At 71.7% G+C, this 12,336-nt stretch carries 11 protein-coding genes and 1 pseudogene; 6 read left to right on the top strand and 6 right to left on the bottom strand.

The genetic code is table 11. The features are described from left to right. From AC30N0_RS09860 to AC30N0_RS09880, 5 genes are all read right to left on the bottom strand, one after another. A partial coding sequence (locus AC30N0_RS09860) for an SDR family NAD(P)-dependent oxidoreductase (RefSeq protein WP_489517747.1) occupies positions 1-740 on the bottom strand: 740 nt, incomplete at its 3' end. A 4-nt stretch (positions 741-744) separates the two neighbouring features. Next, entirely contained in the window at positions 745-1,683 is a 939-nt protein-coding gene (locus tag AC30N0_RS09865) for a sugar kinase (RefSeq protein ID WP_489517748.1), read from the bottom strand. Continuing rightward, positions 1,680-3,764, bottom strand: a complete 2,085-nt coding sequence (locus AC30N0_RS09870; RefSeq protein ID WP_489517749.1) for an alpha/beta fold hydrolase — start codon at positions 3,762-3,764, stop codon at positions 1,680-1,682. The genes AC30N0_RS09865 and AC30N0_RS09870 overlap by 4 nt, the downstream gene beginning before the upstream one ends. Positions 3,765-3,847: 83 nt before the next feature. Beyond that, a complete protein-coding gene (locus AC30N0_RS09875) occupies positions 3,848-4,606 on the bottom strand; it encodes an SDR family NAD(P)-dependent oxidoreductase (protein ID WP_489517750.1) in 759 nt (252 codons plus the stop codon). A 37-nt stretch (positions 4,607-4,643) separates the two neighbouring features. Continuing rightward, positions 4,644-5,639, bottom strand: a complete 996-nt coding sequence (locus AC30N0_RS09880) for a Tim44 domain-containing protein (protein ID WP_489517751.1) — start codon at positions 5,637-5,639, stop codon at positions 4,644-4,646. Positions 5,640-6,116: 477 nt separating this feature from the next. On the opposite strand from AC30N0_RS09880, the pseudogene rsgA reads away from it, so the two are divergent. Both rsgA and AC30N0_RS09890 read left to right on the top strand, forming a co-directional pair. Beyond that, positions 6,117-6,983, top strand: a pseudogene (gene rsgA, locus AC30N0_RS09885) (GTPase RsgA); the annotation flags it as partial. Continuing rightward, complete coding sequence (locus AC30N0_RS09890) at positions 6,970-7,200, top strand: hypothetical protein (protein ID WP_489517757.1); 231 nt, start codon at positions 6,970-6,972, stop codon at positions 7,198-7,200. The pseudogene rsgA and the gene AC30N0_RS09890, both read left to right, overlap by 14 nt. 30 nt (positions 7,201-7,230) lie before the next feature. Here the strand turns inward: AC30N0_RS09890 and AC30N0_RS09895 are convergent, their stop codons facing one another. After that, complete coding sequence (locus AC30N0_RS09895; RefSeq protein ID WP_489517752.1) at positions 7,231-8,685, bottom strand: DEAD/DEAH box helicase; 1,455 nt, start codon at positions 8,683-8,685, stop codon at positions 7,231-7,233. A 291-nt stretch (positions 8,686-8,976) separates the two neighbouring features. Between AC30N0_RS09895 and AC30N0_RS09900 the strand changes: the two genes are divergently transcribed. The 4 genes from AC30N0_RS09900 to AC30N0_RS09915 form a co-directional block, all read left to right on the top strand. After that, the gene (locus AC30N0_RS09900; RefSeq protein WP_489517753.1) at positions 8,977-9,660 is read left to right on the top strand and encodes a hypothetical protein; all 684 of its coding nucleotides are present in this window, start codon (positions 8,977-8,979) and stop codon (positions 9,658-9,660) included. Then, on the top strand, positions 9,657-10,313 hold the full coding sequence (locus tag AC30N0_RS09905) for a DUF4124 domain-containing protein (RefSeq protein WP_489517754.1): 657 nt from the start codon (positions 9,657-9,659) through the stop codon (positions 10,311-10,313). The genes AC30N0_RS09900 and AC30N0_RS09905 overlap by 4 nt, the downstream gene beginning before the upstream one ends. Positions 10,314-10,397: 84 nt before the next feature. Continuing rightward, positions 10,398-12,062 (top strand): energy-dependent translational throttle protein EttA, encoded by a 1,665-nt coding sequence (gene ettA, locus AC30N0_RS09910; RefSeq protein WP_489517755.1) that lies wholly within the window; start codon positions 10,398-10,400, stop codon positions 12,060-12,062. Positions 12,063-12,151: 89 nt separating this feature from the next. Continuing rightward, the coding region (locus tag AC30N0_RS09915) for a hypothetical protein (RefSeq protein ID WP_489517756.1) at positions 12,152-12,336 on the top strand (185 nt) is incomplete at its 3' end.

Raw genomic sequence — 12,336 nt, forward strand, 5'->3', positions numbered from 1 at the left:
TAGCCGCCGTCGACGGGGATGATGGCGCCGGTGACGAAGCGCGCCGCGGGCGAGGCGAGGAAGAGCACGGCATCGGCGACGTCGTCGGGCCGGCCCCAGCGCTTGAGCGGCGTGCGCGCGAGGATGGCGGCGCTGCGCGCCTCGTCCTCGTGCAGCGCCGTGGTCAGCGGCGTCACGATCCAGCCGGGGGCGACGGCGTTGACGCGGATGCGGTCGTCGGCGTAGGCGAGCGCCAGCGATTTCGTCAGCTGCGCCACGCCGCCCTTGCTGGCCGAATACGCAGGCACCAGGCCACCCCCGAAGAAGCTGAGCATGGACGCGGTGTTGACGATGCAGCCGCCGCTGCGCGCCAGCAGCGCCCGTGCCGCACTGCAGGTGCGCAGGGTGCCGTTGAGGTTGATGTCGATCACCGCCGCGAACACCTCGGGCCGGTGCTCGTCGCCGCGTCGGATGATGCCGGCGCAGTTGACGAGCACGTCGAGCGACGGCAGCCCGCCGACCAGGGCCTGCACCGCGGCGTCGTCGCGGACGTCGAGGCGGCGCACGTCGAGGGCCGGGCCGCCTTCCTGCCCGGCCGCGACCTCGGCGTCGGTGGCACCGGTGGCGATGACCTGCGCGCCGTGCGCCGCGAACGCCGCGGCGATGCCGGCGCCGATGCCGCTCGTCGCACCGACGACGAGCACGCGGCGGCCGGCGAAGAGGTCGTTGCGGAAGCCGCTGTCGCTGTCTGCGGAAGTCATCGGGTCAGGGGGTCGGAGGGGCGTGCAAGGCGAGGGCGGCGCGCACCTGCGCAGCCGTTGGGATCGGCGCCACGGCACCGAAGCCTTCGGTCGACAGCGCCGCCGCGACCGCCGCATGGCGGCCGGCGGCCTCGAGGTCGTCGCCGGCGAGAAGGCGAGCCACGAAGGCGCCGCCGAAGGTGTCGCCCGCGCCGGTGGCGTCGACCGGGCGACAGGGGTGCGGCGCGATGCGAACGCGTCGGGTCGCGTCGGCGACCCAGGCGCCGCCCGCACCGAGCTTGAGGGCGACGACGCCAGCGCCGAGGCGAAGGCAGTGGTCGAGCATGGCCTGCGGATCGTCGAGGCCAGTGATCGCCCCGATGTCGTCGTGGCTCGGCAGGCAGATGTCGCTCGTGCCGATCGCCGCCTCGATCGCGCTGCGCGCCTCGTCGAGCGGCCAGAGCTGGCGGCGCAGGTTGGTGTCGAAGGAGACCTGGATCCCGGCACTCTGCGCCGTCTGCACCGCCGCGTCGCACGCGGCGCGCGCCGTGGCCGAGATCGCCAGCGAGATGCCGGAGTAGTGCAGCACCCGTGCCGACCGGATGGCGGCGCGCGGCAAGACCTCGGCGCCGAGCCGGCTCGCGGCCGAGCCTTGCCGGAAGAAGCTGAAGTGATGGCCGTCGTCGTCGTGGGTGACGAAGTAGACCGCGGTGAAGCCGTTCGGGTCCGCGCGCACCCCGCTGTCGTCGACGCCTTCTTCGCGCCAGAGGTCGCGCAGCATGCGGCCGTAGACATCGTCGCCCAGGGCGCTGATGTAGCCGACGCGGGCGCCCTGGCGCGCCGCCGCGATGGCGAAGTTCGAGGTGTCGCCGCCGAACCCCTGCAGGTAGGTGCGGGCGCCGGGCGCGGTCTGGTTGAACTCGACCATCGGCTCGCCGAGGGCGACGATGTCCAGGCCGCTCATGGACCGGGGCCCGGACGCGGCTTCAGCACCGTCTCGCGCAGGAACATCACGGTCGCGTAGAACTGGAAGTCGGCGTTTTCCTTGCGCGCGAAGCCGTGCCCTTCGTTCTCGGCGCGGAGGTACCACACCGGCGTGCCGTTGGCGCGGGCCCGGGCCACGATCTGCTCGGCTTCCGTGTAGGGCACGCGCGGGTCGTTCCGGCCCTGGACGACGAAGAGCGGCTTGCTGATCCGGACTGCGTTCGTGAGTGGCGAGATGCGGGTCAGGAACTCGCGCATGACGGGGTCGCGCTCGTCGCCGTACTCGACCCGGCGCAGGTCGCGCCGGTAGCTCTCGGTGTTCTCGAGGAAGCTCACGAAGTTCGAGATGCCGACGACGTCGATCGCGCCGGCGATCCGCTCCGGGTAGGTCACCGCGACGGCCAGGCTCATGTAGCCGCCGTAGCTGCCGCCGGCGACGAGGACGCGGCTGGCGTCGAGGTTCGGCTGCTGGCCGATCCAGTCGAGGAGGGCGCCCAGGTCCTTGACCGAATCCTCGCGCTTCATCCCGTCGTCGAGCGAGAGGAAGGTTCTGCCGAAGCCGGACGAGCCGCGCACGTTCGGCTGGATCACGGCGATGCCCAGCTCCTCGACGTAGTAGTTGAAGCGGCCGATGAAGCCGAAGGTGGCCTGCCCTTCCGGGCCGCCGTGCACCTGGATCAGGACCGGCCGCTTGCCGGCGAAGCGCGCCGGCGGCATGTTGGCGATGCCCGAGATCGTGCGGCCATCGAAGCTCTTCCAGCGCACGATGCGCTGCTCGCCGAAACGCGCCGCGTCGATGCCGGGCGGCGCATGCGGTTGCGTCCAGCGCTGCAACGCACCGGTGGACGGGTCGAGCACGCCGACGCGCCCGGCCGCCTTGCTTTCGTCGAGCGTCACGGCGAGCGCCGGCAGGCGACGGTGGAACCCGGCGCCCACCACGCTGCCCGATGCCAGGTCCGGCGACGGCAGCTCGCTGAAGGTGTCGGCATCGAAGAAGCGGACTTCGTGGCGCCCTTCGACGTTGACGCGGACCGCGAGCAGCCGGCCGCTACCGTCGAGGCTCACGCCTTCGACATCCCAGGGGATGCCCCGGGTGACACGGGTCAGGCTGGCGTCGGCGATGCGATAGAACAGCAGCTCGAGGAACTCGCCGCCGCGGTCGCTGACCAGGAAGAAACCCGAGTCGTCGCGCTTCCAGACGCTGCCGTAGTGCGCCGCCGCCGCGGCGTTCGGGGCCGGCAGGAGCAGCCGGCGCTCGCCGGTGCCCAGATCGAGCAGCCAGATCCGGGACTCGGCGACCGAGATGAACTGCGTCAGCGTCGCCAGCCGGTCGTCCCACGACACTGCCGAGACCTCCCAGCCGCCGCCCGGCAGTTCGGCGAGCGTTCGCCTCGACTCCGGTCGGGCCGGGTCGATGATCGAGAGCGTCTGGACGATGCTGGCGCGGCTGCCCCCGGCGGCGGTGCGGTCGAGCGGCACCGAGAGGTAGAGCAGGCGGCTGCTCCGGTTCAGCCAGCGCTGCAGGTCGTGGCGCTGGCCTGGCGCGGTGAACTGCGTGACCTGCATCGACGCCAGGTCGAGCCGGTACAGCTGCGCTGCCTCGTCGCCGCCGTTGCTGCGCTCGAAGACGATGGCGTCGCCGCTGATCGGCTCGTAGCTTGCGCTGCGCACGGGATCGGTGAAGTCGGTCAGCTGCTGCGGCTGCGCGAGCGCCGCGCCGACGCGGAAGATCTGCGTCGTGGCCGCGCCGGGGCGGCGGTGCGCGACGAGCATCTCGCGCTGCGTCGGATGCCAGTCGACGAAGCGGTGGCCGGCGAAGTCGGTGTAGCGGGCGACCTCCTTGGCGAGCGAGCCCGGGATCGGCGGGATGCCCTGAACGACGAGGTTCGTGTTGGGAACGACGGTCCCGGCAGGGGGCTGGGTCGCCGGCTCGGCCACTGCCTCGGCGCGGGCCGTCGCGGTCGGCGCGCTGACGGGCTGCGGCGGCAGCGGGGCGCAGGCGGACAGGCCGATGGCCAGCGCCGTGGCGCATGCAGCACGGCGTCGCAGTCCTTGTGCCATCGGGAGGTCTCCGGAGCGCCCCCGCGGCGCACCCTCTCGCCCGATTGTCGCAGCGGCCCGTCGGCCTGCGCCGGCCCGGCGCCTCAGGCGTCGCGGATGTCGGCGACGGGCGCCGTGCCGAAGTCGTCGCGCGCCAGGTAGGCGAGCACGCGCGCCGCCGCATCGTCGGGCGACGCCAGCTGGCCGCTCTCCTTCAGGCGCACGAACGTCGGCCGGTCCGGAAAGCCGCCGCCTTCGGCTCCCCGCAACTGCACCTGCATGTCGGTGTCGATGACGCCGGGGGCCAGCGAGGCGACGCGGGCGCCGTTGGGCAGCTCGGCCTGGTCGAGGGCGACGGCCCGGGCGAGGTGGTCCATCCCGGCCTTGGCGGCGCAGTAGGTGGCCTGCCCGGCCATGGCGCGCCGGCCGAGCCCCGAGGAGATGTACAGGACGCGGCGGTCGGCTCCCCAGGCGGCGGTGGCGCGCAGGAATGCTGCCGAGAGCACGAGCGGCGCCTCGAGGCCGACACGAAGCGCCATGGCCAGGTCGGCGCTGCTACAGCCCTCGAGCGGGCCGATGCGAGTCAGCACGCCGGCGTTGTTGATCAGCACGGCCGAGGCGAAGCGGTCGGCGGGGAAAGCACCCAGCCAGGCTTCGAGGCGGGCCGCGACCGGAACCGGCTCGATCAGGTCGACGCTCCATTGCTCGCACGGACGGCCGCTCTCCCACGCGGCGGCGGCGAGCTCGGCGGCCGGACGGCGCGACAGGCAGAGCAGGGTGCAGTCGGGCGCCAGCAGGCGGCGCGCCATGGCCGCGCCGAGGCCGCGCGAGGCACCCGTGAGAACGACGAGCCGCTGCGTCACGCGTGTGCCGCAGCGGCTCGCGGGGGCCGGGCGCGGGTCAGGCCGGCCGGGCCGTGGCCGTCTGCTGGATGCCGGCGATCGCCCACTGCTGGCTGCCGTCGGCCGGCTTGCTCAGATGCCAGACCTCGTCGAACGGCTCGGCGACGCCTTCCAGCTCCTCGCGGATGAGGCCGTGGAAGCGGACGCTGACGATCTGCCGGTCGGCTTCCTCGGCCACGTCGAGGACCTCCGCGTCGACGCGGACGACATCCGTGCGCTGCGCTGCATCGCCACGGTCCTGCAGGTCGAGCTTGATCGCCGCGAACATCTCGGGCGTGGTGAATGCGCGCAGGTCATTGAGGTCGCCCCTGTCGTTGGCGGCCTGCAAGCGGATGAAGATCATCTTCGCGATGCGCTCGAAGCCGGCGGCGTCGAAGCCGGCCGGGATGTTCGCCGGCGCCGCGACGGCCATCGCCGCCGCCGGGCTGCCCAACGTCGCCGCCGGAACGGCCGCGACCGAAGGGGTCGCCGCATCGTTGCTGCCGCTCAGATGGCCGCGAAACTGCACCGGCCGTTCGTCCGGGAACGAGGTCGGCGGGGGCGGGGGCATGCGCGTTGCACCGGCAGCCGCGCCCGCCAGCTGTGCACCGTGGGCGGCGCCGGGCGCCGCGGGCATGAAGCGCCGCATCAGGAAGCGGACCAGGAAGATCCCGGCCACGACCATGAGGGCGATCATCATGAAGTTGGCCAGCTCGGCGCCGAGGCCCAGGTGGCTGAACAGGGCAGCGAGGCCCAGGCCAGCGGCGAGGCCGGCGATGGGGCCCATCCAGGAGCGCTTGCCGGCCGCGGCTGCGGCGGGTGCGGCGGCCGCTGCAGGGGCAGCCGCCGTGGGTGCGGCCGGGCGGGCGGGAACGGCGTCGGGTGTCGCGCGCGGCGGAACGCTGCGCTGCATGCCGGCCGCGCCGCCGCCACCGATGCGACGCGCTTCGGCGATGTCGGGGAAGGTGGCCGCGGCACCGAAGCCGACGGCGAGCGCGAGGACGAATGCTTTCATGACGGTCTCCTTAGGGACGCGGGCGCGAGGGCCTGTTCAAGTCATCATACAGAGGTGCAATGACCTGAACCGATGTGCGGCTGCCGGGCCGGAACGCAAGGTTTCGGCGTCGGCGCCACAGCGCCGTTGACCGCCGCCCGGCAGCGATGCCAGACTCGCGCCCCCGGGGCCGGCAAAAGGCCCTTCGACCCGCGCCCGATCGGCGCTTGCATCCCGGAGGAGGGCCGCCATGAAGAAGAACAAGACCTCTTTCGTGACTGCCGCCAGCGCGCCAGTCGACGCCTGATCCGCGCACGCGGGCCGAAGCGCCCGCATCGACCTCTGCAAGGGCCGCACGGCCCGCAACGAGACCCTCGAGCTCCCGCGCGGCGACGGCCGGTCGGCTGACGCCCCTTCGCTCACACGCCCGCCGGTGCGCCCGCGCCCGGCGCGCCGACGCCTCGTGCGTCGGCCGTGCAACGCCATTCGGGTCTCGACATGCTTCACTTCGACTTCGACCGCCTTCAAGGCATCGGGCTCACGCCGGAACTCGCCGGCCGCGCCCGCGACAGCGCCACCGGCGCTGCGACGCCGCTCCATCTGGAACGCGTCACCTCCGTGCACCGCGAGACGGTGCAGCTTCATGACGGCTTGGCCGACCACCCGGCCCGGCCCTGGCCGCGCCTCGTCCGCACGCTTCTGGAGGGCGGGACCTCGCTCGCCGTCGGCGACTGGGTTCTGGCGGCGCAGGACGAGCACGGCGGCCGCTGGGTCCACACGCGCGTGCCGCCCAGCTCGCACATCGTTCGACGCGACGGAGACGGCAGCCGGCATCCGGTGGTCAGCAACGTCGACCGGGCCCTGGTCGTCATGGGGCTCGACGACGACTTCAACCTGCGCCGGCTCGAGCGCTATCTGGCGCTGGTCCATGCCGGCGGCGTCGCGCCTCTCGTGGTGCTCACGAAGGCCGACCTGCTCGATGCGCGGCCCGAGATGCGCGAGCGCCACGTCGACGCCCTGCAGCGGCGCCTTCCGGACGACACCGAGCTGGTCGTCGTCCATGCGACGGCTCCGGCATCGGCGGCGCTCTTCGGCCACGTCATCGGCAGGGGGCAAACCATCGTGCTGCTCGGCTCGTCGGGGGCCGGCAAGTCGACGCTGACGAACACCCTGCTCGGGTCGGCGGTGCAGGACACCGGCGCCGTCCGCCGCAACGACGGCCGCGGCATGCACACGACGACGGCGCGCTCGCTGCACCTGCTGCCGAGCGGCGCCTGCATCATCGACACGCCGGGGCTGCGCACGCTTCGCCCGGACGGCGATGAAGCCGCCCTGGTCGCCAGCTTCGCCGATGTCGAGTCGCTCTCGGCACGCTGCCGCTTCCGCGACTGCACGCACGCCGACGAGCCGGGTTGCGCCGTGCGAGGGCGTCGACCCGGTCCGCCTGCGCAACTTCCAGAAGCTACTGCGCGAGACGCGGCGCGACACGATGGGCTGGGTCGAGCGCCGGCAGCAGCTGTCGGCATGGAAGTCGCGCGGCAAGGCCACGCGCGAGCGGATGAAGATGAAGCGCGGCGACTGAGAAAATTCCCAAGCGGCCGGCGCGAGAGCGCTACCGCTTGGGGCCGGCCGGTCGGTACGACGTCGGCGCCGGACCGCGCCGATCGTCCTGGCGCGGGCCGCTGCGCGGCGCGGCATGGCCACGCAACGCAGGAGCAGCGCTGCCGTTGCCATGCGAAGCCTGGCTGCGACCGGCGCCTTGCCCGCCGCCGCCATGACCCGCGTGGCTGCGACCGCCACTGCCCCGACCCGCATCGCTGCGGCCCTGGCCGGGGCCGTCGCGGCGCGGCCGTGCCCCGCCGCGACCGGCGCCTTCGCCGATCACCATGCGGCCGAGGACGATCGGCTCGGGCCGCTCGTGCGACGGCGGCTCGAAGCCGGCCACGAGCTCCTTCGGGATCTCGTGCTTGATCAGGCGCTCGATGTCGCGCAGGAAGCCGTTCTCGTCGACCGAGACCAGCGAGATCGCCTCGCCCGGCGTGCCGGCCCGCCCGGTGCGGCCGATGCGGTGCACGTAGTCCTCGGGCACGTTCGGCATCTCGAAGTTGACGACGTGCGGCAGCTGGTCGATGTCGATGCCGCGCGCGGCGATGTCGGTCGCGACGAGCACCTGCAGCTCGCCCTTCTTGAAGTCGGCAAGGGCCTTGGTGCGCGCCGTCTGGCTCTTATTGCCGTGGATCGCCATCGCCGTGATGCCCTGCTTGAGAAGGTGCTCGACGAGGCGGTTGGCGCCGTGCTTCATGCGCGTGAAGACGAGCACCTGGTGCCAGTCGTTGGTCTTGACGAGATGGACCAGCAGGTCCTTCTTCATCTCGCGGCCGACCGGGTGGACCTTCTGGGCCACGAGCTCGGCGGTCTGGTTGCGACGCGCCACCTCGATCAGCACCGGCTGGTTGAGGAGCCGGTCGGCGAGGGCCTTGATCTCGTCGCTGAAGGTGGCCGAGAAGAGCAGGCTCTGCTTCTTCTGCGGCAGCACCGCAAGCACCTTCTTGACGTCGGGCAGGAAGCCCATGTCGAGCATGCGGTCGGCTTCGTCGAGGACGAAGATCTCGACGCGCGACAGGTCGAGCGTGCGCTGGCCGTGGTGGTCGAGCAGGCGGCCCGGGGTGGCGACGAGGATGTCGACGCCGCGGCGCAGCTTGTCGTTTTGCGGCTGCTTGCCGACGCCGCCGAACATCACCATGCTCGTCAGCTTCGAGTGCTTGCCGTAGGTGCGCACGCTTTCCTCGACCTGCGCCGCGAGCTCGCGCGTCGGCGTGAGGATGAGGCAGCGGATCGGCAGCTTGCCGCGGGAATCGCGCACGGCCGGGGTGGCCATGAGGCGGTGCAGCAGCGGCAGCACGAAGCCGGCGGTCTTGCCGGTGCCGGTCTGGGCGCCGCCCATGACGTCGCCGCCCGAGAGCACGGCGGGGATGGCTTGCGCCTGGATCGGGGTGGGAACGGTGTAGCCCGCTTCGTGCACGGCACGCAGGAGCGGCTCGGCCAGGCCGAGGGTATCGAAGGTCATGAAGATTTCTGCCAGGGAATCATCGGCCTGCTGCTCGCGTGTCGCGAGCGCCAGTCGAAGGCAGACGGGGGAGGGAGGAGTCGGAAGCGACTGCGTCGACGCTGACTGGAAACGATGGCGACGCGAGCCCTCATTCTATCGACATCTGCAATCCGATGCGCCCCGGACGTGTCCGGTTGCGCCGGCCGGACGCGATTCGCGTCACACGGCAGCGAAATTTCGCCGTGCCCGTCGCCCGATCGGATCGTTCCAGCTGCAAATGTGACCAATCGCGGCGGGCTCGGTCATTGCATGCCGGAAGACTGGGAGTTCCTTCACATGGTCCGGTTGCTGGTCTGGTTTGTCGTTGCGGGCGCCTTGCTGGCGCTCATCTTCAAGGTCGCGAGCCGCGGCGGCATGGAGCGGGAGGCGGCACGAACGCGCGAGACTGCGCTGGCCACGGCCCCGCCGCAGGCGGCGCCGGTCGTCGGCGATGCCGCAGCGCCGGGCGCCGAGGAAGCGGCGCGCGGCATCGGCTACGGCCTGTCGTTCGCGCTCGTCGGCGCGCCGGCGACACCGCCGACGGTGGCCCATCTCGGCTGCCACGGCGATCCGCAGCCGACCGATCGTCCGCACGAAGGCTCGTGCAACCCCTACGCCGGCGACAGCTCGTGCCGCGTCGTCCTGCCGGTCGCCTGCTTCAGACCATCCGGCGCGGCGCAGCCGGCGCACGTGCAGGCCGATTTCTACAAGGGCTGGACGAACGGCCAGCTCGGCGCGACCCAGCCGGTCATGGGCGCGCTCCTGAAGTCCGCGCCGAACGCCTCGGAGCGCTGCGAGGCCGAGCTCGGCCCCGGGTGGCGCATGGCGGAGTTCCACGATGGCGGCGGCGGCTGGGGCCTGCAGGGCGAGCGCGGCCCCGGGCTTCGACCGGACACGCGCTACTGGGTCCACATCAACGACCAGCGCGGGAACTGCTGGGACAGTGCGCCATGAGGCCGATCTTGCGGGCGGCCCTGGCGCTGGCGATCGGGATCGCGTCGGCAGCCGCCGCCGGGACCGCGCAGGCGCAGGTGCTCAAGTGCACCGGTGCCGACGGCAAGGCGGTGTTCAGCGACCGGCCCTGCGCCGCGAGCCAGCGCACCGAGACCCTGCGGCCGGCGGCGCGGCCGCCGGCCGCTCCGGCCAGCGCTGCCTTCGGCCTGTCGTTCGCGCTCGTCACCGAGCCCGCTGCGCCGGTGGCCCACCTCAGCTGCCATGGCGAGCCGGCCCGGCTCGACCGCCCCCACAGCAAGTCGTGCAATCCGTATCGCGGCGACACGTCGTGCCGGGCCTCGCTTCCCATCGCCTGCTTCAAGGCCACGGGCGCAAGCCCACCCGAGCAGCTGAAGCAGGATTTCTACAGCGGCTGGGTCGGTGGCCAGCTCGGCGCCACGCGCGCGGTCGTCGGGACCACGCTCGCCTCCGAGAAGGCAGCCTCGGCACAGTGCGCGGCCGAGCTCGGCGCCGGCTGGCGCATGGCCGAGTTCCACGACGGGCGCGGCGGCTGGGGCCTGCAGGGCGAACGCGCGAGCGGCATCCGCTCGGGCACGCGCTACTGGGTGCGCATCAACGACCAGCCCGGCAACTGCTGGGACAGCACGCCCTGACGCGGGCGGGCCGCCGGTCGTGCGGCGACAATAGGCGATCGGCCCCGGGGTCTCCGGCGCGCCTCGACTCTTTCAAGGTATTCCATGGCTCAGTACGTCTTCACGATGAACCGCGTGGGCAAGATCGTTCCGCCCAAGCGCCAGATCCTCAAGAACATCTCGCTCTCCTTCTTTCCCGGCGCGAAGATCGGTGTGCTCGGTCTGAACGGCTCGGGCAAGTCGACGCTGCTCAAGATCATGGCCGGCATCGACCACGACATCGAAGGCGAGGCGACGCCGATGCCGGGCCTGAAGATCGGCTACCTGCCGCAGGAGCCGGTCATGAACCCGGAGCAGACGGTGCGCGAGGCGGTCGAGGAAGGCATCGGCGGCGCCCTGGCCGCGAAGAAGCGGCTCGAGGAGGTGTACGCCGAGTACGGCGAGCCCGACGCCGACTTCGACAAGCTGGCCGCCGAGCAGGCCGAGCTCGAGGCGCAGATCGCCGCGGCCGGCAGCGAGAACACCGACATGCAGCTCGAGATCGCCGCCGACGCCCTGCGCCTGGCGCCGTGGGACGCCGTCATCGGCAAGCTCTCGGGCGGCGAGAAGCGCCGTGTCGCGCTCTGCCGCATGCTGCTGTCGCGGCCCGACATGCTGCTCCTCGACGAGCCGACCAACCACCTGGACGCCGAGTCGGTCGACTGGCTCGAGCAGTTCCTGTCGCGCTTTCCGGGCACGGTCGTCGCGATCACCCACGATCGCTATTTCCTCGACAACGCGGCCGAGTGGATCCTCGAGCTCGACCGCGGCTCGGGCATTCCGTACAAGGGCAACTACTCGACCTGGCTCGAGCAGAAGGAAGCCCGCCTCGAGCAGGAGCAAAAGACCGAGGACGCGCGCACCAAGGCGATGAAGAAGGAGCTGGAGTGGGTGCGCCAGAACCCCAAGGGGCGACAGGCCAAGAGCAAGGCACGCCTGGCCCGCTTCGAGGAGCTCTCCGACGTCGACTACCAGAAGCGCAACGAGACCAACGAGATCTTCATCCCGGTCGCGGAGCGCCTCGGCCACGAGGTCATCGAATTCGTCAATGTCAGCAAGAGCTTCGGCGACCGCCTGCTGATCGACGATCTGAGTTTCAAGGTGCCGGCCGGCGCGATCGTCGGCATCATCGGGCCGAACGGCGCAGGCAAGTCGACCCTCTTCCGCATGATCGCCGGCAAGGAAAAGCCGGACAGCGGGACCGTCAAGACCGGCTCGACCGTGAAGATGGCTTTCGTCGAGCAGAGCCGCGAGGAGCTCGAGAACGACAAGACCGTCTGGCAGGACGTCTCGGGCGGGCTCGACAACCTGGTCGTCGGCAAGTTCGTGATGCCGAGCCGGGCCTACCTGGGCAAGTTCAACTTCAAGGGCAACGACCAGCAGAAGCTCGTCGGCAACCTCTCGGGCGGCGAGCGCGGGCGGCTGCACCTGGCCAAGACGCTGATCGCCGGGGCCAACGTGCTGATGCTCGACGAGCCGTCCAACGACCTCGACGTCGAGACCCTGCACGCCCTCGAGGACGCGCTGCTCGAGTACGCAGGCTCGGTGATGGTGATCAGCCACGACCGCTGGTTCCTCGACCGCATCGCCACCCACATCCTGGCCGCCGAAGGCGACTCGAAGTGGTTCTTCTTCGACGGCAACTACCAGGAGTACGAGGCCGACAAGAAGAAGCGGCTGGGCGAGGAGGGCGCCAAGCCCAAGCGGCTTCGTTTCCGGCCCATGCACTGAGACTTTTTGCGGACCGGCAGCGCTTTCGCGAACCAATCGCCCGTCTTACCATCGAAGGCTGACGACGTGCGTCGCCGCGCTGGACACCTATGGCATCGATCCTCTCCCTGTTAGCTCCCTCGCTCGGCCGCCTGGCGACGGCCGGTGTCCTCGGCATGGGCCTGCTCGCCGGCTGCACGACGCTGCAGATCGGCGGCGGCGCGCCGACGACCGCGGCGGCGGGCGATGCGGCGGCGACGCCGCAGCGCGCCGTCGGCCCGGGCAACGCCGCGTC

Origin of the sequence: Rhizobacter sp. (genome assembly GCF_031412495.1) — a bacterium.
GTDB lineage: Bacteria > Pseudomonadota > Gammaproteobacteria > Burkholderiales > Burkholderiaceae_C > Schlegelella_A.

Bases quoted from the DNA above. Each gene is read 5' to 3' on its own strand.
- AC30N0_RS09865 (WP_489517748.1), bottom strand. From the start codon at position 1,683: ATGAGCGGCCTGGACATCGTCGCCCTCGGCGAGCCGATGGTCGAGTTC.
- AC30N0_RS09870 (WP_489517749.1), bottom strand. From the start codon at position 3,764: ATGGCACAAGGACTGCGACGCCGTGCTGCATGCGCCACGGCGCTGGCC.
- AC30N0_RS09880 (WP_489517751.1), bottom strand. From the start codon at position 5,639: ATGAAAGCATTCGTCCTCGCGCTCGCCGTCGGCTTCGGTGCCGCGGCC.
- AC30N0_RS09890 (WP_489517757.1), top strand. From the start codon at position 6,970: ATGTCGAGTCGCTCTCGGCACGCTGCCGCTTCCGCGACTGCACGCACG.
- AC30N0_RS09895 (WP_489517752.1), bottom strand. From the start codon at position 8,685: ATGACCTTCGATACCCTCGGCCTGGCCGAGCCGCTCCTGCGTGCCGTG.
- AC30N0_RS09900 (WP_489517753.1), top strand. From the start codon at position 8,977: ATGCCGGAAGACTGGGAGTTCCTTCACATGGTCCGGTTGCTGGTCTGG.
- AC30N0_RS09905 (WP_489517754.1), top strand. From the start codon at position 9,657: ATGAGGCCGATCTTGCGGGCGGCCCTGGCGCTGGCGATCGGGATCGCG.
- ettA (WP_489517755.1), top strand. From the start codon at position 10,398: ATGGCTCAGTACGTCTTCACGATGAACCGCGTGGGCAAGATCGTTCCG.